This is a genomic window from Vibrio sp. KUL70 (assembly GCF_059725515.1).
In genome coordinates this window covers 1,005,714-1,026,221 of record NZ_AP045834.1, presented here as the reverse complement: position 1 = coordinate 1,026,221, position 20,508 = coordinate 1,005,714, and the positions used below count along the sequence as shown (strand labels likewise).

General features: G+C 45.1%; 19 protein-coding genes. 12 read left to right on the top strand and 7 right to left on the bottom strand.

Annotated features, from left to right (window positions below; all coding sequences use genetic code 11):
• Positions 1-107: 107 nt before the first annotated feature.
• Entirely contained in the window at positions 108-707 is a 600-nt protein-coding gene (locus tag AC6I7V_RS04740; RefSeq protein ID WP_255231062.1) for a LysE family translocator, read from the bottom strand.
• Positions 708-827: 120 nt separating this feature from the next.
• Between AC6I7V_RS04740 and AC6I7V_RS04735 the strand changes: the two genes are divergently transcribed.
• Positions 828-1,313, top strand: coding sequence for an Lrp/AsnC family transcriptional regulator (locus AC6I7V_RS04735; RefSeq protein ID WP_004739989.1), 486 nt, complete (start codon positions 828-830; stop codon positions 1,311-1,313).
• Between the two features lie 103 nt (positions 1,314-1,416).
• Here AC6I7V_RS04735 and AC6I7V_RS04730 read toward each other — a convergent pair whose 3' ends face one another.
• On the bottom strand, positions 1,417-2,787 hold the full coding sequence (locus tag AC6I7V_RS04730; protein ID WP_498011432.1) for an L-serine ammonia-lyase: 1,371 nt from the start codon (positions 2,785-2,787) through the stop codon (positions 1,417-1,419).
• Positions 2,788-2,812: 25 nt separating this feature from the next.
• Positions 2,813-4,354, bottom strand: a complete 1,542-nt coding sequence (locus tag AC6I7V_RS04725; RefSeq protein ID WP_255231065.1) for a sodium:solute symporter family transporter — start codon at positions 4,352-4,354, stop codon at positions 2,813-2,815.
• Positions 4,355-4,702: 348 nt separating this feature from the next.
• Here AC6I7V_RS04725 and AC6I7V_RS04720 point away from each other — a divergent pair, with 348 nt between their 5' ends.
• The 4 genes from AC6I7V_RS04720 (at position 4,703) to AC6I7V_RS04705 (ending at position 9,676) form a co-directional block, all read left to right on the top strand.
• Entirely contained in the window at positions 4,703-5,998 is a 1,296-nt protein-coding gene (locus tag AC6I7V_RS04720; protein ID WP_498011431.1) for an MFS transporter, read from the top strand.
• Positions 5,999-6,126: 128 nt separating this feature from the next.
• Entirely contained in the window at positions 6,127-7,143 is a 1,017-nt protein-coding gene (locus AC6I7V_RS04715) for a nuclear transport factor 2 family protein (protein ID WP_498011430.1), read from the top strand.
• A gap of 196 nt (positions 7,144-7,339) precedes the next feature.
• Positions 7,340-8,434 carry a porin gene (locus tag AC6I7V_RS04710; protein WP_498011429.1) on the top strand — a complete coding sequence of 365 codons (1,095 nt, stop codon included), beginning with the start codon at positions 7,340-7,342 and terminating at the stop codon, positions 8,432-8,434.
• A 216-nt stretch (positions 8,435-8,650) separates the two neighbouring features.
• Positions 8,651-9,676 (top strand): LacI family DNA-binding transcriptional regulator, encoded by a 1,026-nt coding sequence (locus AC6I7V_RS04705; protein WP_498011428.1) that lies wholly within the window; start codon positions 8,651-8,653, stop codon positions 9,674-9,676.
• 70 nt (positions 9,677-9,746) lie between these two features.
• Here AC6I7V_RS04705 and AC6I7V_RS04700 read toward each other — a convergent pair whose 3' ends face one another.
• Both AC6I7V_RS04700 and AC6I7V_RS04695 read right to left on the bottom strand, forming a co-directional pair.
• A complete protein-coding gene (locus AC6I7V_RS04700; protein WP_255231069.1) occupies positions 9,747-11,249 on the bottom strand; it encodes an arylsulfatase in 1,503 nt (500 codons plus the stop codon).
• A gap of 10 nt (positions 11,250-11,259) precedes the next feature.
• Positions 11,260-11,649 (bottom strand): DUF4345 domain-containing protein, encoded by a 390-nt coding sequence (locus AC6I7V_RS04695; RefSeq protein WP_255231070.1) that lies wholly within the window; start codon positions 11,647-11,649, stop codon positions 11,260-11,262.
• Positions 11,650-11,789: 140 nt separating this feature from the next.
• Here AC6I7V_RS04695 and AC6I7V_RS04690 point away from each other — a divergent pair, with 140 nt between their 5' ends.
• The 4 genes from AC6I7V_RS04690 to AC6I7V_RS04675 all read left to right on the top strand — a co-directional run bounded on the left by AC6I7V_RS04690 (position 11,790) and on the right by AC6I7V_RS04675 (position 15,793).
• Positions 11,790-12,557, top strand: coding sequence for a hypothetical protein (locus AC6I7V_RS04690; protein WP_498011427.1), 768 nt, complete (start codon positions 11,790-11,792; stop codon positions 12,555-12,557).
• Positions 12,558-13,003: 446 nt separating this feature from the next.
• Positions 13,004-13,906 carry a DMT family transporter gene (locus tag AC6I7V_RS04685; RefSeq protein ID WP_498011426.1) on the top strand — a complete coding sequence of 301 codons (903 nt, stop codon included), beginning with the start codon at positions 13,004-13,006 and terminating at the stop codon, positions 13,904-13,906.
• 260 nt (positions 13,907-14,166) lie between these two features.
• Positions 14,167-15,135 carry an acetylxylan esterase gene (locus AC6I7V_RS04680; protein ID WP_498011425.1) on the top strand — a complete coding sequence of 323 codons (969 nt, stop codon included), beginning with the start codon at positions 14,167-14,169 and terminating at the stop codon, positions 15,133-15,135.
• Positions 15,125-15,793 (top strand): esterase family protein, encoded by a 669-nt coding sequence (locus AC6I7V_RS04675; protein ID WP_498011424.1) that lies wholly within the window; start codon positions 15,125-15,127, stop codon positions 15,791-15,793. The genes AC6I7V_RS04680 and AC6I7V_RS04675 overlap by 11 nt, the downstream gene beginning before the upstream one ends.
• Positions 15,794-15,892: 99 nt before the next feature.
• On the opposite strand, the gene AC6I7V_RS04670 is transcribed toward AC6I7V_RS04675, so the two are convergent.
• A complete protein-coding gene (locus AC6I7V_RS04670; RefSeq protein WP_498011423.1) occupies positions 15,893-16,450 on the bottom strand; it encodes a YceB family lipoprotein in 558 nt (185 codons plus the stop codon).
• Positions 16,451-16,652: 202 nt separating this feature from the next.
• Here AC6I7V_RS04670 and AC6I7V_RS04665 point away from each other — a divergent pair, with 202 nt between their 5' ends.
• Positions 16,653-17,054, top strand: a complete 402-nt coding sequence (locus tag AC6I7V_RS04665; protein ID WP_498011422.1) for a thiol-disulfide oxidoreductase DCC family protein — start codon at positions 16,653-16,655, stop codon at positions 17,052-17,054.
• 21 nt (positions 17,055-17,075) lie between these two features.
• Here the strand turns inward: AC6I7V_RS04665 and AC6I7V_RS04660 are convergent, their stop codons facing one another.
• Positions 17,076-18,161, bottom strand: coding sequence for an alpha/beta hydrolase (locus AC6I7V_RS04660; RefSeq protein ID WP_261882818.1), 1,086 nt, complete (start codon positions 18,159-18,161; stop codon positions 17,076-17,078).
• Between the two features lie 219 nt (positions 18,162-18,380).
• On the opposite strand from AC6I7V_RS04660, the gene AC6I7V_RS04655 reads away from it, so the two are divergent.
• Together AC6I7V_RS04655 and AC6I7V_RS04650 are read left to right on the top strand one after the other, a co-directional pair.
• Positions 18,381-19,085 carry a response regulator gene (locus AC6I7V_RS04655; RefSeq protein ID WP_261882817.1) on the top strand — a complete coding sequence of 235 codons (705 nt, stop codon included), beginning with the start codon at positions 18,381-18,383 and terminating at the stop codon, positions 19,083-19,085.
• A gap of 31 nt (positions 19,086-19,116) precedes the next feature.
• Positions 19,117-20,463 (top strand): ATP-binding protein, encoded by a 1,347-nt coding sequence (locus tag AC6I7V_RS04650; RefSeq protein ID WP_498011421.1) that lies wholly within the window; start codon positions 19,117-19,119, stop codon positions 20,461-20,463.
• The last annotated feature ends 45 nt before the right edge of the window (positions 20,464-20,508 follow it).

Genomic DNA, 20,508 nt, shown 5'->3' with positions numbered 1-20,508 from the left:
TACCAAAAGAGCCACCATCTACGCTGGCTCTTTCTACTCTAAGTCATCTGTTATGAAGCTTGTGATTGTTCTGCTTGCTTGTAAAACTCGCTATTACTTAGGGTAACTTAAGCAGGCTGATACAACATAAATGCCACTACCATCGCTAAGCTTCCCCCCAAACAACGGTTAACCATCACCATCTGTTTTGGTGATTGCAATAGACGCTGCAGCATGGTGCCACAATACGCCCAAACCAACATACACAACACACCGGTCACCACCATGATGGTGGTAATCGTCACTACTTGAATCAGGTAATCTGCCTGAGTAGTGATGAACTGAGAAAATACGGTCAGTGAAGCAATCCACCCTTTCGGATTTAGAACTTGAATCAAAACACCAGACATAAATCCTGAGCGATTCACAGAATCCTCTTGTTCAATCTCCATATTGGCAATCGACCAAGCCATAAACAGTAAATAAGCCGCCCCAAGGTATTTCATTACCGTGTAGATCTCTGGGTAAAGGGTAAACAAGCTCACCAAGCCAGCACTGGAACCCGCAAGTATGATGATGATGCCAAAAGCGTTACCAGAGACAAAAGGCAATGTAGCCGCAAATCCATATCGGCTTGATATCCCAAGCAATGCGATGTTTCCTGCTCCCGGTGTAATTCCAATCGATATTGAAAACAACAAGAACGCCAGCATTAGTTGAGCGCTCATTCTTTCTCTCCTAGTAAATAAAACGTTATTGGGAGAAGAGTTTACCGATTTGAGTAGGAATTAAATTGCTATATGCGCTAGTATAAAATCAAATTTGAGCAGAATTTTTCTAAAAAAACCATGAAAGTGAAAGAATCCACCAATGAAGTGCTAGATGATACAGATATTGCCATTCTTGGACATATCCAAAAAGATGGACGCATGAGTAACAGCAAGCTTGCCGAAAAGGTCAACCTAAGTGAGACACCTTGTTGGCGTCGTTGGAAGCGCATGGAAGAGACAGGCTATATCGATGGCTATACTGCGCAACTGAACCGCAAAAAGCTGGGGCTGCATGTGGCAGGTTTCACCTTAGTGACACTTGGCAACCATGAGGTCGAAAACACCGAGCCTTTTGAAGAGTTTGTTGCAGTAACAGACTGGATAACCATGTGTCACTGTATTGCAGGCGGTGCCGATTACATGATTCAAGTGTTGGCGAGAGATCTGGAAGAGTACTTTGAGCGAATCAGCTCTATTCGACGAGTAAAAGGCGTCAGCGCAATTCAATCTAACATCTCAGTGAAAGAGCTTAAAAACAGCTACCAACTGCCACTGCAAGATTAGAGGATTTAAAAATAAGAAAGCCCAGTCAGCGATAATGCGACAAGGCTTTTTGTTGTTCTTACAAGAGTATCGGTCTCACAAAGGCTTGGGACTGGGTTGGCGTCTATTCACAAGGGTGTGCGAGATGAATAAGCGCTAAGCCGCCCAATGACGTTTCACGATACTTCTTATTCATGTCTTTACCCGTTTGGTACATGGTCGCGATAACCTTATCAAGTGAGATCAGAGATTTACTATTTCTCTTCAGTGCCATGCGAGACGCGTTAATCGCCTTCATTGCACCCATCGCATTTCGCTCAATACACGGCACTTGTACTAAACCACCAATTGGGTCACACGTCATGCCCAACGAATGTTCCATTGCAATTTCTGCGGCAATACAAATCTGCTCGTTACTGCCACCGCGCAACGCCGTTAAACCCGCTGCCGCCATAGAAGACGACACGCCAACTTCACCTTGGCACCCCACTTCAGCACCAGAAATGGAAGCGTTGGTTTTGTACAAAATACCGATCGCGCCCGATACCGCTAAGAAATCTTTTAATTGCTTGGTATCCAACTCTTTAATGAAGCGATGGTAATACATCAACACCGCCGGAATCACACCTGCAGCACCATTAGTTGGTGATGTGACAACTTGCCCCCCAGCTGCATTTTCTTCACTCACGGCAAAGGCAAACAAGTTAATCCAGTCCATGATTTCCATTGGGTCGTTCTCAACCGCAGCATTCGCTTCCAACTTCTTCAGTAAATTTGGCGCTCGGCGAGTGACGTTCAGTCCGCCATCAAGAATGCCTTCAGTTTCAAAACCACGTTCCATGCAACGCAACATCACGCGCCAGATTTGATCGGCTTTTTCTGCAATCGCATCAGCGTCTTGGAAAGCAGACTCATTTTTCAGGATCATGCCGCCTAAGCTCATGCCATTCTTTTCTGCCTGCTCAAGCATCTCTTCAGCATTACTAAACGGGTACGTCACTTCAACAGACTTAGTTTGAGTGCCGTTCTGGAGTTCGTCAGCGGTTGCAATGAAACCACCGCCAATCGAGTAATAGGTTTCCTCAACAATGGCATTTCCAGCTTGGTCAAAGGCGGTGACCATCATACCGTTCTCATGAAGTGGTAAATTGTCTTCATGGAATAGCATGTCAGTTTTGTAGTTGAAACCGATAGTGTGACTGCCACTTAACTGCATCTCACCACTATCAATTGCTCGACGCATCGCTTCATTAGCACTGGTGATTTTGATGGTATCGGGTTTGTTGCCAAGCAACCCCAAAATAGTTGCTCTGTCGGTGTGGTGTCCGATTCCAGTGAGTGACAGTGAACCATAAAGATCGACCTGAACACGAACTACCTCTGTGATTTTATCGGCAACTAACTGAGTGAAATGAAAGCCCGCAATCATTGGGCCGTTGGTGTGTGAACTCGAAGGTCCTACACCAATTTTGTAGATATCAAAGATCGATAACATAGAACTACCAGTAAAAATCGGTCAATTAAGAAAGAACGGCATAAAGCCAGTCAGGAATAACGGTACAAGCAGCGACGGTGATTACGGCAAATACCAATAAGCCGTAATGACTTGTCGTCGGCTTGGCAAACAAGTGCTTTTGCTTAGCGATAAATTCATTTTGTTGTTGAGTGACTTCACCAAAGAAACGACTCACGGCAACGCCAAGAATGAGAAAAACGACGGTGCCAATCAGTGCAAGCCAAGGCCAAGAAACACCGCTGTACTTAGCCACAAAAACCACAACCACACTGCCTAGGCTGCCCGCAATTACGCCTTGCTCATTCGCTTTGTTGAAAAACAACCCAAGAATGAAAGACCCAAGACGAATACCAACAAAAATTGAAGTCAGGCTCGCAATGGTTTTTAGTACAGATTCATTTGAAACAGCGAGCAAAGCAGGTACCACCACCGAAGCAGCAGCAACAAGGCTCATCTTTCTGGCAACCGATTCATAATGAGCGTCTGATGCTCGCTTGCGGAAAAAGCGTTTGTAAAAATCGAACGTTGCGACGGTTGCCATCGAGTTATAAGTCGAGTCCAGTGTCGACATAGCCGCTGCCGATAACGCAGCAATCACCAAACCGACAATGATTGGGTTGGTATGGTTAAACACAAAGTCGAGGATCACTTCATTGCTGTTTTCAAAGCTATTGTCTTGATAGAAGACGCTTAGCAGTACGCCCATCACCGCAAAAAATAGGTAGATGAAAAACGCACCGTAGCCACACAGCAGCATGGATTTCTGTGCTGTTTTCACATCTTTTGTCGCCAGAGTTCTTTGAATAATCAGTTGGTTAGTGCCGTAAACGCTAAGATGCAAAAAGCTCACTGCGACCAAACCCGCCCATAAAGTGGTATCAACGCCCAAGTCGAAATCTAGGTTGATGATGTTAAGTTGTTCTGGCGACGGCATCTCGCCAGCTTCAATTTTCATTAGAAGCAAACCAAAAATCGCAACGCTACCGATAATCAGTACCGCAGACTGCAGCATGTCGGTCCATATTACGGTTGAGATACCACCTGCATAGGTATAGAGCGCTGTGAACAAGCTGATGTAAATAATCGCTTCGGAAATACCGATCGGTAGTACTTGCACCACAATCAAAGCAACGGCATACAAGATCACACCCGCCGAAATACACTGCACGACAATAAACACGATCGAGTTGATAGTACGGGCAACAACGCCAAAGCGATGCTCTAGGTATTCATAGATCGAAGTCAGACCTAGCTTGTAAAACACAGGAACAAAGAAAACGACAGCGAAAAAGATAACGACCGGATAATTTAGGTGAACACTCATCGCTTCCATACCTGAGCTATAAACCCAGCCGGGCATACCCACGAACGTCATTGCACTGATGTAGGTTGCTAGGATCGACACACCTGCCGTAAACCAACCAAACTGTTTCCCACCAGTTGAAAAATCGCCACCAACGCTATAGCGCTTATTCACTAAGTAGCTGATAAATAGTGTGGTTAGCACATAGAGAGCAATCACCACAAAGCTTGAGTACGTAACCATTCTGGGATTCCGTTTATTATATTTCGCAAATCGTTCGCTGCCAATATTACTCAAAATTGGATATTTTCCCTCAAAAACCCCCTGTAAGTGTGAGTATTGTCACTAAGATAGATGAATAATCACTCAAAACATGCATAAAGCGCCCAAAATGCGATCTAATGGGATCAAGATCACCAAAATAGACAAAATGGGTACGCACTCATTTCAAAGTTGACTTTGATCACGGATCTAATAACCACAAAAACTCTATTATCTCTCCCGAAACGAAGACAGCGTAGTAAACACCAATAACTACTACACTGGAATCAAAACTCATAACACCCTATATAAAATAAAGGTTTATCGGTCATGACTACGAAAAAACACATGAGCGAAGTTCCTATGATTCAAAGGGTAGCTGCTTATCTTGCAATTCTAGTGGGCTACTTTTTCTATTGTTATAACTTTGTAATTATTGACTACGTACGCCCATACATTGTTGATGCATATGACGGAATTAGCCTGTCAGACACGGCTCAATTCTATACATGGCAGTCAGTCGGAGCCTTAATTGGTGCCCTAAGTTGTGCATGGTTCGCGACCAAATTTGGTAAGAAAAACACCCTTATCGCGATCACCGCATTAAACGGCGGCGCAACCATCATCAACATGATGTTTACTGACTACGCAACTTGGGCTGCGATGCGTTTCATCATTGGTCTATCACTAGGTGGCTATTTCACAGTAGCAGTAAGTCTAATGATTGGCCTATTCACACCAACGGTACGAGGTAAGCTTACAGCGTTTGCTTCTTCAATGTTCTCTGTCGCACTTGTTGCAATGGGGGCTTATGCAGCATTTATTACAAGCATCGATGCACCATGGGAAAGCCTAATGTGGGTTGGTGGCATACCACCACTAGTAGCCGCTGCTGCAATGATCTTTGTTCTACCAAGCGATAAAAAAGTCATTGCGTATGGTGAAGAAGAGCAAAACGATAACTCTGACGAAAATGTAGAATCAAAGAAAGGCTCTTGGGGCGAAATGCTTAGCAAGCCTTATCGTACGATTACGATCACGTGTCTACTGCTGTCTGGTCTCAACTTCTACGGATTCCAGTTCTTTGGTGGCTTTGTAACCACTTATCTACGTGAAGTACGCATGTTCGATGGCGCAACCGTCGGCCTAATCTTCTCTATCTCGGCCTTTGGTTCACTATTTGGTGCATGGTTCTGGGGTTGGGCGGCAGACAAGTTTGGCCGTAAATTCAACGCTCTAGGCTTCATTCTAGCAGGTATCATGGTTTCGATATTCTTCATCGCACCGGGCGATGTAATGATCGGCAGCCTAAACATGTTGGCAATCCTAGGTCTTATCTACAACTTCGGCTTGTCTTCATCAGCGGTTTGGGGCGGTTACTTCTCAGAACTGTTCCCAGCACATCTACGCAGCTACGGAGCAGCTCTATTCCATGGTGGTCGTATTATCGGTATGTGGGCTCCAATGGTGCTTATCTTCATCCAAGAGCGTACCGACCTGCAAACCGCGATGTGGGGCTCACCAATCGTATGGGTTGTGGCAGGTCTGCTGTGGTTCACCTTACCAGAAACACTGAAAGGCGGCGTCTTCGACAAGAGCAAAAAAGTGGAATCGGCAAAAGCTTAATCCCCCTATCGTTGAAGATCTTTCAATATTACGAATAAACAACATTCCGGCTGAGCAATCAGCCGGTACCAAAATCCAAATCGAGTCCTGTTCCGAATGTTGACTCGACAACATAAAGAGAATGAATTATGTCTAAATATCAAGAAGCTAAACGCATTGTTCGCGAATATTTTAATGCGATGGAAAATGCAACTCACGAGAACGTTGCTGAAGTACTAAAAGAACACACTTCTGAAGACTACTTGTGGCGCGGTGTTTACCCATTCCGTGAGCAAGAAGGCGCTCAAGCAGCAGCTGACGTATTCTGGGCTCCAATGATGAAATCAATGACTCGTATGCAGCGTCGTCAAGATATCTTCATCGGTGGTAACAACGAAATCAACCCGGATGAGATTTGGGTAATGAGCATGGGTCACTTCATGGGTCTATTCGACGCTGAATACCTAGGCATGCGCCCTACTGGCAAAATCATGAACGTTCGTTACGCAGAGTTTAACTGTGTTGTTGACGGCAAAATTACTAAGACAGGCCTATTCCTAGACCTACTAGGCATGATGGACCAAGCGGGTTGCTACCCACTACCACCATCGACAGGTAAGCACTTCGTATACCCTGGCCCACGTAACCACGACGGTCTACTGTTTGAAGATGCAGCTCCAGAAGAGGGCGTTGCTACACTTGCTCTAGTGAACAAGATGGTTGATGACCTATCTGCACTTAACGACAGCGGCGCAATGGGTTGTCCACCAGAGGTTCTAGAGAAGAGCTGGTCTAAAGATATGATCTGGTACGGCCCTTGTGGTATCGGTGCATCTTACACCATTCCTCGTTACCAGAAGCAACACCAACTTCCTTTCCGTAATAACCTGAAAGACAAGAAGTTTAATGGTCACGTTTGTCGCTTCGCTGAAGGCAGCTTCTCTTGCTTCTTCGGTTGGCCAAACCTATCAAACACACCAACAGGTGGCTTCCTAGGTATGACTGGTGGCGAAGTTCGCGCAGACATGCAAGTGGTTGACGTTTACTACCGTGACGGCGACAAGCTATCTGAGAACTGGGTACTGATCGACCTTCCTTACTGGTTGAAACAGCAAGGTCTAGACGTGTTCGAACGCACTTCTACTATCATGAACCCAACGCTGTAACTCTGCCCTATTGTCTACTTAGTCCATACCTACACTAGGTCGACATGACTGCCGAGGGCTCCTTCTCGCCCTCGGCAACTTGCTCCGCTCAAAATAACCAACCTGTGCCTCACGGATGAGTGCACCCTCTGAACCACTACATTTAACGGGCTTGAAAGCACGGTGGCTTTCTGCGGCCTGAATAAAGAGAATTACAATGAAAAAGTCGATTCTTTCTGCAGTGATCCTGACAGCACTGACTTCAGGTTCAGCTTTTGCTGCACACACTTTTACCAATGACGCGGGCGATAGCCTGACACTCGATGGTCGTTTTGACGTTCGTTACCATGATAAGGGCGGCGATCATAATGGCGAATGGAACAGCGGTAGCTCTCGCTTTGGCTTAAAAGGTCAAATGGGCTTAGACAACGGTTGGACTGGCTTTGGCCATGCCGAATGGGGTTACAACTCTGGTGCTAACGGCGACAATATTTATGACCGACTTCTATACGCTGGCGTAGAGCACGATAAGTACGGCAAGATTGCAGCAGGTACTAAGCAGTGGTCGACGTTCTACGATGTCGCTTGGTTTACCGATATGGGCCGTGTATTTGGTTCACGTGGTTCAGGATACTACAACCTGTCTGACTGGGGCATTGCTTCTGGTACAGGCCGGGCTGAAAACTCAATTACTTACCGCAACAACATCAACGACAACTGGAAGTACGGCTTCACTTACCAAACCACTCGCGAAGATGTGTCTGTTTCTAAAAGATACAACCAGACTGAATCAGATACTGTAACGTTGAAAAATGGTATCGGCGCGTCAACGCTATACACAATTATGGATGGCCTAACTATCGGTTTAGCCTACCACCAGAATGAGTTTGACGATGTTGATGCGGGTGTTCAGAACATCAAAAATGGCGATACTCAACGCATCGGTTTATTGGGTGTGAACTACACCAACAACGGATTGTTTATTGGCTTCACTTACAGCCAAGGCTCAAACTGGGAAACCACCAGCCAGTCAGAGTTCTACGATCACCGTGGTGCTGAATTCTTTACTTACTACCACTTTGAGAATGGCCTTCGCCCAACCCTTAACGTTAACTACTTAACGGATACAGATAACAATGCCAATGGTTACGAGCGTCAGTTGATTATCCCTGGTCTTGAATACCACTTTAAGAAAAACAAATTCTTAGTATGGACCGAGTACCAATTCGATAATGGTAACGATTCATACAACGGTGCGAAATACGAAAATAGCGATGACCAATTCGCTGCAGGTATTCGATACTACTTCTAATCTTTGGATTCTCAATCAAACGATATAACGATGATCTAAAAAAGCTCTGCCACGTTAATCACTAACTAAGCGGAGCTTTTTGGGTTATACCCAGCCTACAACCCAACCTCACCATCTAAGCCTTATTTTCATAGGACTTTACCGAATTGATTTTTTGAATACGTACCTACTTATGGTACTCTATATGACATCAATTCTGCTTATAATGCATGGTCTATGAACTCTCCAAAACACTCATCTTTACCGAAAGCAACCGTAACCTCAAAAGATGTTGCTAAGCTTGCCGGCGTTTCTCAATCTACTGTTTCTCGTGTATTTGTGCCGGGCAGTTCGGTATCAGAAAAGACCAAGCAAAAAGTATTTGAAGCGGCGAAAGCTCTTAACTATCGCCCAAACGCTTTTGCGCGGAGCCTGACTACCAACGAGTCTAAATTGATTGGATTGGTTTTCCCAGATGCCGATTACCCTATCCACATGAAAACCCTACAACTCATTTCCACAGAGCTGCAAAAACAGGGTTACTCAGCCGTACTTATTCCGTGGCAGGTTGATGCAAACGACAACCACTCGATCCCTAATATCTTCCAATATCGAGTTGATGGTGTCATTGCTGCATCTGCAACCTTCAACAAATCGCTCTATGAAGAGTGTGAAGAGTTCGATATCCCTATTGTTCAGTATGCTCGTGTAGTTGAAGGCACGAAGAGCAGCCATGTAGTCAGCGATAACTATGCTGCCGGGCAGCTTGCAGCACAGCAGTTTCACAGCAGCGGCGTCACGTCTGCAGTTTACCTAACTGGTAACGTCCCAACGTATACCAATGACGAACGCGAGGCCGGTTTTTGTTCTGAGTTCGAAGACTTAACCGGTAAACCAGCGCGCGTGATTGAAGCGGATTATGACTATCTTGATGCGCTAGAAACGATCAGATCTCTGTTTTCAGAATCTTCTAAACCAGAAGCAATCTTTTGTGCGACGGATAACCTCGCAATGGCGGTGATGGATGTGGCTCGTTTGGAGTTCAATCTCAGAATCCCTGAAGATCTACAAGTGATTGGCTTTGATGATATCCCGCAAACACAGTGGCTTAACTATCAACTCTCGACATTCAAGCAGGATTTCAAACGCCTAGCTCGTGAGTCCGTGAAAATCGTGGTAAACCAAATCCAAGAGCAAGACACAAGCCTAGTTAAGCTAATGGTTCCGGTTAAGTTCATTGAGAGAAAAACGACGCTCAGGTAAAGCCAACAAATAGATACATTCTTATAAAAATCCCGCTCATCGAGAGCGGGATTTTTACATTTAAAAGCGGTTAGTTTCCGACACCACCGGTGTTTTCGGGTTGAGTTTCCGACGTTTTTGCCGGCCACTTTTCGAAGGTCGCTAAGTGCTGTTGTACCGCTGCCTGTGCAGGACCAAATGCCCACATCTTCTGTCCCATCCATTTCAGGTACATACCCGACTCTTCCGCCGCTCGCTCATAAGGGTCGCGTCGTAAGTTAAACAGTAGTGGCGCGTTCAGTTCTTCTTTAGGACCGCTCCAACCAAGATTTTGAACCACAAAGTGCGCCTTCCAATCCCCAACTCGAACCGCTTGCAGCTTATCTCTTTCGTAGTAGTAAATCTCTTTACGGTTGGATTCGCCTTTCTCAGTCAGCATATCGACTTGGTTATAGCCATCGAGGTGCGCTTTAAAGCCATCGTAGCCTTTGAGCATTTTCTCTTTCAGATCCGCTGGGCCACCAGCTGCGGCAACAAGCGTTGGTAGCCAGTCCATACCATCGAAGATGCCGTTGCCCACACTGCCCGCCGGAATCTTACCTGGCCAACTTACAAGAGCAGGTGCACGAACGCCACCTTCCCAAGTTGTACCTTTTTCACCGTGATACGGCGTCATACCACCGTCTGGCCATGTCATGATTTCAGGGCCGTTATCCGCAGTGAAAATGATGATGGTGTTATCGGCAATACCAAGCTCTTCCATTTTCGCCATCATTTCACCAACATGATCATCAAGATCTTTCATCACCACTTCTTGAAGTCCCCAACCATTTTTGCCGAGCATCGCTTCGTATTCAGGTGAAAGATGCGTCCAAACGTGACCACGTGATGGACAATACCAAGTGAAGAATGGCTTATCCGCCTCAACCGCCCTTTCGATGAAGTTGATCGCGTGTTTGTTTACTTCATCATCTAATGTACGCATACGCTCGATGGTCAGCGCGCCATCGTCCTCAATGGTTTGACCGCCTTTGCCGTCCGACTTAGCGTAAATCACATTACGTGGTGCGAATGCATCCAATGAACCATCTTTTGGCCAATCTGGATCTTCTGTGTATTCCATCGCATTCAAGTGATACAACCACCCCCAATACTCATCAAAACCGTGCATAGTCGGTAAAAATTCGTCTCGGTCACCTAAGTGGTTTTTACCAAACTGGCCTGTCACATAGCCCATGGTTTTGAGAATTTCTGGCAGCGTTGGTGTGTCCGCGTGCAGCCCAACAGGTCCACCCGGCAAGCCCACTGTATGCATGCCCGTTCGAACAGGCAATTGTCCAGTTAGAAACGCTGAGCGCCCCGCCGTACATGAAGGTTGAGCATAATAGTCTGTGAGCAACATGCCCTTCTCGGCAATGCTATCAATATTCGGTGTTTCACTGCTCATCACCCCGTTGTGATACGCACTTAGGTTTGAAATCCCAATGTCGTCGGTAAAGATAACAAAGATATTCGGTTTATCTTGAGCCGAGAAAGCGGACAAAGACCAGCTTCCCATAACGACCAACACCAACAAGTGAAGTATCCTTTTCATCGTTCCTTCCTTAAGCCATTTTAGACTGTTCGTTTCTAATCATTTTTATTCCCACCACGCCAAAGCCAACCTCTAGCACCAAATACACAATCAGCAACCAATGTGGCATACCATCAACCACCAAACTCAGTACACGACCAGCAGCGAGCCCCAGCATAAAAATCACCAAGCTATAGAGAGCAGGAAGACGATACTTTTGAATCATTGCACCAGAGAGCCAAAACAGCACCAACGCCAAATACAGCCCCATCACAGCCCTAAAGATATGAGAGACGTTTACCGGAGTCGCATCGATAGCGAAAAGATAATCAAGAGATACAGTCGGTGCGTAACCGTATGAGAGGGCAATGGGCGTCAGACCGAAGGCTGCAACAATGAGAAAAATACTCTGTGGATTCATGCGATTGCTCTTTATTTGACCTATTTCAGAAAACATAGCCTACAATCAAAATTAAACAAGTTGCATACTTAACAAGTAAGTTTCTTGTCATAGTTATTTAACTAATCATTCGCACATTGGAACGTTATAAGGATATTTATATGACTCGATGGAACTACTTGCTTACTCCCCTTATCTGTACAGGCTTTGTCACCGAGGCTCAAAGTGACGAAGGTCGTGATTCAACAAAACAGTGGCAACACAGCGTAGAGATCTATGCACTGGCTCTTAACATTCGAGGCGATACCTCGATTGCAAACCTCTCAACCGATGTCGATGTCGATCCTTCGTTCATCATGGATCATCTAGACATGGGCGCTATGTTGAGACTAGAGGGTATCTACGGCAATCAATGGGGCTATTATGTCGACTACAGTTTCATGAAGTTAAGCGGTAAAGCAGACTCAATCGTTGGGAACTCTGGGTTATTGAAAGGCGAAGTAGACATCAGGCAAGGCGTACTCGAAACCAAGGGCTTTAAACGCTACCAGTACGACTTCGGTATGATCGATTACATGGTGGGTTTTCGATGGTGGGACAACGACATCGATACCAAGATCTATTCCAGTGGAGGGCTGCTCAATAACTCGCGATCATTGGATGAGGATTGGATCGATTATCTGATTGGTGTGCGTTGGACACAAAAACTCAATGCTAGCTGGCAAACTCATGCGAGCCTTGATATCGGTCTAGGTAGCGATACCGACTTCACATCGGGTCTGCTACTGGGGGCGCGCTATCAAATTAATGATTGGTCCGATTTAAACATCGCCTACAAATCGACCTGGGTCGACTATAACAACTCAGGAACATTCAGTTACGACACTGCGTCGCAAGGTTTCTTAGTCGGTTGGGCTGCCTACTTCTAAGTCTTACCTTATATGAGGCCTATTTTATAACACTCCTACGGCCTAATTTTGATACCAATCACAGTAAGTCAGTGATTAGAAATAGCGCAGAAAAAGGCTTGAGAGCAAGACGACTCTTTTCGACAGAGAGTTAAAGACAATGAGTTATTCTACAATCAAAAGTTCTAACGCAACTATCGAGCCTTTTAGCAAGCTAGGGTGAGCAGTTATTTACTACGATTGGTACAAGTCCAATATCAAGAGTTTTTGTCCAAGCTTGTTCGACCTGTACATCATAGGTGTGGGTCGAACTTTTGACCGTAGGGCAACTTAAACACTAATCATACCCAAACAGTCCGGCGATTTTGTAAACGTAAAGTGGAATAATTTTCAATTCGCTTACGTTCGACGTTCGCAATTGAGGTATGATTCACATTCAGCTCTAACTCAACTCACAAAGAAACCCTATGCCTTCACTCTCTTTCTCGTTCATCCCCGTTGGGGTTCGCTTTATGTTGCTATCCGCATTAGGGTTCGCGCTGATGTCAGCATGCGTAAAGTACGTGAGCAACTATGGCATTCCTGTCTTTGAAATTGTCGCTGCTAGGGCCTTGGTGTCTCTTATCATCAGCTATGTTGATGTGAAGCGTAAGGGAATCTCAGTTTGGGGGAACAACAAACCGTTATTATTTGTACGGGGTGTCGTGGGTACTGCAGCGTTGATGTGTGTTTACTATGCAGTAACGACACTACCTCTGGCTGAAGCGACCATCCTTCAATACGTGCATCCTGTGTTTACGGCTCTACTTGGTGTTCTCTTTCTCAAAGAGCGAGTTCAAACCTCAACCATGATCTGTATTGCCTTCTGCCTAGCTGGTCTATTTGTGATGGTTCAACCAAATATGAACAGCGATATCACCAATGAACTGCCTCTATTCAGCATCTTGGTGGCATTGATTGGCGCATTTGGTAGCTCGATTGCTTATGTGATTGTACGAAAGCTCAGCCAAACCGAGGACAGCTCAGTGATTATCCTTTACTTTCCAATGGTTGCGCTACCAATCTCGATAGCCCTGATTTGGAACGACTTTGTTTGGCCAAGCTTGTTCATCACCATCATGTTGGTATTGGTCGGAGTGTTCACCCAGATCGGACAATATGGCTTAACCAAAGCGATGCAAACTCAAGCTGCCGGTAAAGCTTCGGCTTATTCCTACGTACAGATTGTTTTTTCGGCGCTGCTTGGCGTTTGGCTATTCAACGAAATACCATCTGTTTGGACTTACCTAGGTGGTGGCTTGATTGTGACAGGCGCGCTTATCAACGTATTTGGAAAACAGTTGCTCAAACCGTTTAAAAAGATTGCATAAGCAATTCAGTCTTATCCCCTCAATATACAAAGTCGTCCCCGTGGCGACTTTTTGTTTATTTTATCATTTCTTATATTTCAACTGGATAGAATGCTATCTGTCGGTCTATAAATAAAGAAGCATCGTCGTTTCATCTAGATCTCATTGACGGATATTTAAACAAGTTTGTGGCTTAGCTCAAACACGGTGTTCGCAATAAGCATGTAACATGAGATCAATAAGGTTTATCTTTCCACGCTCAAATCAGTAGCGAGATGCCAGTGACTTTTAAACATAATTACGATTTCGATCCAACCTACGGATATGACCTAGACCAGCTCTTGCGCGTTGACGCGAGCGTTACACCAGCCGACTTCGCCTATTTTTGGCAACAGAAATATGAGCGAGCACTGCAGGTGACGCCCTATGTCAGCTTGCAAGATACTGGACGTATTGTAAATCACTGGCGCGTGTTCGATTGCTACTACAACTCGACCGACGGCGTGCGAATCGGTGGTTGGCTATTACTGCCTGAGACAGAAGAAATTCACTGCGCAGTCGTTTGGGCTCACGGCTACGGCGGACTTGATGAACCAGATACAACTTGGAAGCTAAAACATACAGCGATATTAGTCCCATGTGTGCGTGGTATCAGTCGCAGCCACCATCACCCCATCTCAGACGACCCGTACTGGCATGTGCTGCATAACGTACAAGACAGAGAGCACTACATCTTAGGTGGGTGCGTTCAAGACTTGTGGTGTGGGATTTCTGCGGTGCTCACTCTATACCCCAACCTCAAATACAAAATTGGCATGATTGGTAATAGCTTAGGGGGCGGTCTTGCGATCTTTGCTACAGCCTTTGATAGGCGCATCAAGCGCTGTCACTTTCATGTGCCTACTTTTGGTAATGTATCGCTACGCTTAACTATGCCGACTATTGGCAGTACGCAAGCTCTCATCGATTTTGGTAATCAAGCTCTGCTTGCTCGTAACCTCCCCTATTTTGATACTTCATGCGCCGCCAAGTTTATCTCTCAACCTTCTCACTGGGGTTTAGCACTGTTCGACCCTTATGTCGCACCTCCTGGGCAATTCAGCGCCTACAACGCCTGCAAAGGTCAAAAAGAGCTGTTTGTATTAGAAGCAGGACACTTTATTTACCGAGGCGAAGGCAAACAGCGTCGTGAGCTACGTAAAAGTGTTGAGTTGTTCTTTAAAACCTTGGGGGACTGTGATGAGACGTGAGTATCACAAATGGTGGAGCCCCAACCTCAATCGCAACATGGAACTACTGATATTCGGTCATACGGGTGCCAAAGTTCTGGTCTTCCCCACTCGTACAGGCCGTTTCTTCGAATATGAGAACCTTGGGTTAGTCGATTCAATTGCCGACAAGATCAATGCAGGGCAGTTACAACTCTACTGCGTGGATAGTGTCGATACCGAAAGTATGTACTGTTTCTGGGCGCACCCTTTTGGCCGAATGCACCGTCATTGCCAGTATGAAGAGTATATTCTCAGAGAAGTGCTGCCATTGATGGCGAGTAAGAACAGCCATCCTTGTACGATTTCACACGGCTGCTCACTGGGTGCTTACCATGCCGCGACTCTATTTTTTAGACATCCTCACTTATTTCAGAAATTGGTCGCGTTTTCTGGTCGCTACGACCTCACTTGGAGTACTGAGTCATTTAAAGACCTGTTCGATGGATGGTATAACGACGAAATTTATTACCACACCCCGACTCACTTCCTACCGGGTTTGTCCCCCTCTGACCAACTCACCCAAATCAAAAATAGCGACATTGTGTTTGCGATAGGTAAGGAAGATCCATTTCTGCAAAACAACCACCAGCTCAGTCAGATTCTGAACCAAAAAAGGGATTCAGCACCGAATGTATGAATGGGAAGGCCGAGCGCACAGAGGGCGTTATTGGCGTCAAATGCTCCCGTTATACCTTTGAATAGAGAGTTGCAAAATCAACTTTTCGCTAAGTTATGTTTAATCGAACAGCTCAATAACGAGTGCATTGTTCTTGATAACCAAGTTCGGATCGGCCGATTTTAATAGTGCCTCCTGAACCTTTGTCGCACTTAGCTTATAAACTGGCTGTTGAGACAGCGCCAACCCAATCATAGACACTGCAGGTCGCAGTAGATTAGCGATATTCTCAGGTAGCTGCTTACCGTTTTCATCAATGCTCTCTAAGCGCAACGATTTCAAATACACTTCACCATTCTCTTTGTCGTACTCTGGAATCGCGCTAAATTCAATATCGAGATCCAGTCCGATATTAGGCATATTGAATACTTGCACTTGAGCATTCGTGTTTGCAAACACAGACACGCGATCCGCATCTGCACGTCCAATCTTAACTTGTAAGTCTTCGACTGCGACTTGAGCGTACATCATGCTCTCCACACCAACGGATTGATTGATATTGATGGAATCTTGCAAATACCGAGTCATATCTTTCTCTGAGATACTGTAACTAGCGCAGCCTGCTAGAATCGAAAAAGCGGCGGCAAGAAGGGAAAATTGTGAGACTCTTTTTATCATGAGTATCCACTCTAGATGATGACTGGGGACGTGAGTTTACCTAGAAGATGCAAAACAGCAATGTTAGGCTCACTTTGAACAAGTATAGTTTTTCATAGAACGGCGTCTAATCTAACTGAAAAACAACCGATTATGATGATCAAACGGGAGTCACTTTGCGTATGTCTATAACAGAAAAAACAATGCAACCAATGGAAAAGCAATGCCTCAACTGACGATATTTTATGATGGAACCTGCCCTCTGTGCTCAAAGGAGATGAATGCCCTCACCAAACAAAACATCAACAACAGCATAAAGACAGTCGACATTTATAGCGATGAATTTGCTCAATACTCAAACATTGACGCTAACGCGGCCAACACGGTCTTGCATGCATTGAATGACAAAGGGGAGTTAATACTCGGGTTAGACGTAACCCATAAGGCTTGGGACTTGGTAGGTAAAGGATGGTTATATGCACCACTACGCTGGCCACTCATTAAACCTTTGGCCGACTGGTGCTACTTACGCTTCGCTAACAACCGCTACAAAATATCGTATTGGCTAACAGGCGTTGCGCGTTGTGATAACAAAAGCTGTAAAATTAACAGTGACGCCAAATGACGTCACTGCCGTCAAGTACCACTACTCAATATGAGTGATAAATTGATACTTATCTGAATCCGCTTTGGTTATCCAATGCTCTCCATTAAATGGAGCAGAATCTAACGTAAACAGATAGAAGTCGACACCTTTATCACCCATTACCGTATTGAAATAAGTGGCTTGTTTGCGGTGACTTTCATCCGTATAAGGGAAATCCTTCGCAGTTTTACCCTCACTCCCCCAACTGTGAACACCGATTTGCTCAAGCGTTTCAAAGTTATCAATCTTCTTCGCTCGCTGAAGCGTACGCGTTTGACCTGCTGCGAATAGATCGGTGCCGCCAGAAAAAACCGAACCGTTAGGTGTGACTACCGTGTGCATCTTGGTTTTATTGATCAACAAGCCCGTGTACATGTTGATATCATCATCGCCACTGCCACCGATATGATTATCAAACTTCATCGTCATATCTTCTCCAACATACTTTTCCACAAGACCTTTTAGTTGTAGAAACGTCGTCACACCTAATGTCGATCGATTTCGAGGGTCATCTACCGGTTTAATTTCTCGATAGATATCATCAAACGCAAATGAAGTGACAATATTCACCTTACCGTCGACTTCTGAGGCCGTTAAGATGGTAGACCCCATGCTGCCTAACGCTTCAAATGCCTCATTATAGTACTCAACCATTACCGATTGGCGTGAACCCTCAACTTCCGACTGTATCAGCGTTTTATCTTCACCTACCGAACGCTTATTGGCGCGACAATCAAACGTTTTTAACCGTGTTTTTGGAGAATAAATATAACAACCCGGTCTGTCGTTGTAGATAGCAACGTCAAGGGTCTGACCGTGATCGTCTGCCAATCTTGCTATAAGTAAAACGTTACCGAAACCCTCTGCAAACTGAACTTTATGGTATGATTTTCCATCATAAGTTAAGCTCATGCCTTCAAAGTAATCCTCTCTATCTTCGATGATTTCATCCAACGCACTTTCAGTAAACTTGTAATCCGCCGCAGGCTTAGCGACTTTAGCTTTATGAGTACCGTTCGAAGTCGAATTACATCCAGCTAAAGCAATCAGAGGCAGGGCTAATAATAGATTTCGATATTGCTTCATAATTTTCTCCAATGTTGGTTTGAAGAAAATTCTAAGGAATATTTTTGTCATTAGCTGTCTGAGTGATGTATGGAAATGTCGTACCACATCACTACAATACATTTCCATGCTTTATAATACAGCACGCTAATGGGATAGAACTATAGACTTTGCACCCATGATTTACACTGTGACTAGCGTTCTTAATCTTAACCTTTTATACAATACGGCCATAAACTTATGACACAACATTCCATGCTCATCGTAGAAGACGACTTGAAGCTTCAACAGCTATTAAAGAGTTACTTTGTTACCCAAGGTTTTGATGTGACGACATTAGATGATGGCAGTGAAGCGATTGACCACATGCTAGAGCACCAACCCGATATTGTTCTACTCGATCTGATGCTGCCTGTCATGGATGGCCTTACAATCTGCCGACAGACACATGCACACTTCAAAGGTAAGATTCTAATGCTGACCGCAAGTGATGATGATTTTGATCATGTCGCGGGGCTAGAGACCGGAGCCGACGACTATGTTATCAAACCGACGAAACCTCGCGTTTTATTGGCGAGAGTTCGGAGTCTTCTGCGTCGCCAAAGCGAGAGCCAAACAATTGAGCACGATGAAGATGTGCTGCAGTTTGGTCAGCTGATGTTAAACAACAAATATAAACGCTGCGAACTTGAGCAAACTGCGATTCCTCTGACGGATAGTGAATTCGACTTACTGTGGATACTGGCTAACAAACCGGACACTGCCCTTTCAAGAGATCTGCTCACACAAGAACTCAGAGGGATTGAGTATGACGGATTTGACCGCACCGTAGATAACAAAGTAGTTCGCCTTAGAAAGCTGCTTGGTGACCACGGCTCCCCAGCAGACAAAATACAGACGCTAAGAGGCAAAGGTTACCTATTTGTTTCCACCGCTTGGGGTTAGTTCACACAGCCACTTTAATAGCGAGAGAATCATGAAACGCATCTATCTGGAATCCATTATAGGCCTATTCGCCTGCTTTATGGCGGGTTTGGTTGCTTACGAGTTTTCAGTCTACCAATGGACCACAGATTACGAGTTTGTTCTAGAAGATTATGAAGCAAGCGCCCACCAACAATTAGTTGAGAATATCGCTTTAAATCAAGGCGTGACCGAAGCGGAAAAAGCCATTGAGCAGTTTGCAAAGACGACTCGTCATACGCTCAGCCGTTATTCAATCGATGACCCGGCTCCCGTTGCCATCAGTGACTTTTTTTCACGCCACCCAGAAAAATCTATCTTGTTTGATGATGAGCGCGATCTTTGGTTTCACTTCGCGGGTTCAGATGCGCTATATCGTTATGCTCCCGATGAAAAGACGCTAGTCCGTCAAAAGATTGAGTTGGAAGATGACTTGCTGTGGCTATTTTTTATTGCCAGCTTTGTTGTATACACACTGGGTCACTTATTTATCATTTTTCGTCGTGTCAAAAAACTTGAAAAGGCGACATTGAGCTTTGCTTCTGGTGACTTTTCGACTCGAGTTACAACCTCCAGTGGTAGTGCCATCGGTACATTAAACCAATCGTTCAATGTTATGGCCGATCATATAGAACACCTGATTAGTACCAATCGTTCACTCACCAACGCCATCGCCCATGAACTGCGCACACCCGTTTTTAGAATCCAATGGCAGGCTGAACTGCTTAAAGACACGACGCTGAGTGACGAACAACTTACGACCATTGAGAGCATTGTCGAAGACACTGAAGAGATGGAAAGCATGGTAGACGAACTGCTTTACTTTTCTAGGCTCGACAGTCAAAAAGTAGAGCCAGAGTGCGAAGAATTAGTTTTAAGTGACTATCTCAAAGTCACCTTACCGCGCTGGCATCGAGAAACATCGCTCAATCTTGTGCTTCTGTCTGTCGACACAACACTGACTCAAGAGAAGATTAACGCTGATGAAAACCTCCTCAAAAGAGCATTAGACAACGTGATTCGCAATGCCTTTAAGTTTGCCGATGCGCAAGTATTCATTGAGCTATCAGAGGAAGAAAATGCATCCGGCGATCGGAATTACCTTGCGATTCACATTCATGATGATGGCCCTGGTGTCGATAACAAGCATATAGCGCACCTGTTTGACCCTTTCTATGTCGGCAATGAAGCACGGAACAAGGGCAAGAGTGGGCACGGTTTAGGGCTATCCATTGTTCAGAAAGTGTGTGAGCAGCACGATGGTTACGTCACTGTTCATCGCAGTAAACTCTTGGGCGGTGCACAATTTACACTGCACTTTCCTAAATGTAATTCTGAACCTGACAAACCTATACAGTAACAAAATAAGAACTTTGGAATAATTGACTCCATCAACCGTTATCCA

What these genes read in the sequence shown, in the direction of transcription:
- AC6I7V_RS04695 (WP_255231070.1), bottom strand. Translation starts at nt 11,649, where the DNA reads ATGAATCCACAGAGTATTTTTCTCATTGTTGCAGCCTTCGGTCTGACG.
- AC6I7V_RS04730 (WP_498011432.1), bottom strand. Translation starts at nt 2,787, where the DNA reads ATGTTATCGATCTTTGATATCTACAAAATTGGTGTAGGACCTTCGAGT.
- AC6I7V_RS04710 (WP_498011429.1), top strand. Translation starts at nt 7,340, where the DNA reads ATGAAAAAGTCGATTCTTTCTGCAGTGATCCTGACAGCACTGACTTCA.
- AC6I7V_RS04650 (WP_498011421.1), top strand. Translation starts at nt 19,117, where the DNA reads ATGAAACGCATCTATCTGGAATCCATTATAGGCCTATTCGCCTGCTTT.
- AC6I7V_RS04685 (WP_498011426.1), top strand. Translation starts at nt 13,004, where the DNA reads ATGCCTTCACTCTCTTTCTCGTTCATCCCCGTTGGGGTTCGCTTTATG.
- AC6I7V_RS04715 (WP_498011430.1), top strand. Translation starts at nt 6,127, where the DNA reads ATGTCTAAATATCAAGAAGCTAAACGCATTGTTCGCGAATATTTTAAT.
- AC6I7V_RS04725 (WP_255231065.1), bottom strand. Translation starts at nt 4,354, where the DNA reads ATGGTTACGTACTCAAGCTTTGTGGTGATTGCTCTCTATGTGCTAACC.
- AC6I7V_RS04735 (WP_004739989.1), top strand. Translation starts at nt 828, where the DNA reads ATGAAAGTGAAAGAATCCACCAATGAAGTGCTAGATGATACAGATATT.
- AC6I7V_RS04675 (WP_498011424.1), top strand. Translation starts at nt 15,125, where the DNA reads ATGAGACGTGAGTATCACAAATGGTGGAGCCCCAACCTCAATCGCAAC.
- AC6I7V_RS04665 (WP_498011422.1), top strand. Translation starts at nt 16,653, where the DNA reads ATGCCTCAACTGACGATATTTTATGATGGAACCTGCCCTCTGTGCTCA.
- AC6I7V_RS04670 (WP_498011423.1), bottom strand. Translation starts at nt 16,450, where the DNA reads ATGATAAAAAGAGTCTCACAATTTTCCCTTCTTGCCGCCGCTTTTTCG.
- AC6I7V_RS04700 (WP_255231069.1), bottom strand. Translation starts at nt 11,249, where the DNA reads ATGAAAAGGATACTTCACTTGTTGGTGTTGGTCGTTATGGGAAGCTGG.
- AC6I7V_RS04690 (WP_498011427.1), top strand. Translation starts at nt 11,790, where the DNA reads ATGACTCGATGGAACTACTTGCTTACTCCCCTTATCTGTACAGGCTTT.
- AC6I7V_RS04720 (WP_498011431.1), top strand. Translation starts at nt 4,703, where the DNA reads ATGACTACGAAAAAACACATGAGCGAAGTTCCTATGATTCAAAGGGTA.
- AC6I7V_RS04655 (WP_261882817.1), top strand. Translation starts at nt 18,381, where the DNA reads ATGACACAACATTCCATGCTCATCGTAGAAGACGACTTGAAGCTTCAA.
- AC6I7V_RS04705 (WP_498011428.1), top strand. Translation starts at nt 8,651, where the DNA reads ATGAACTCTCCAAAACACTCATCTTTACCGAAAGCAACCGTAACCTCA.
- AC6I7V_RS04740 (WP_255231062.1), bottom strand. Translation starts at nt 707, where the DNA reads ATGAGCGCTCAACTAATGCTGGCGTTCTTGTTGTTTTCAATATCGATT.
- AC6I7V_RS04660 (WP_261882818.1), bottom strand. Translation starts at nt 18,161, where the DNA reads ATGAAGCAATATCGAAATCTATTATTAGCCCTGCCTCTGATTGCTTTA.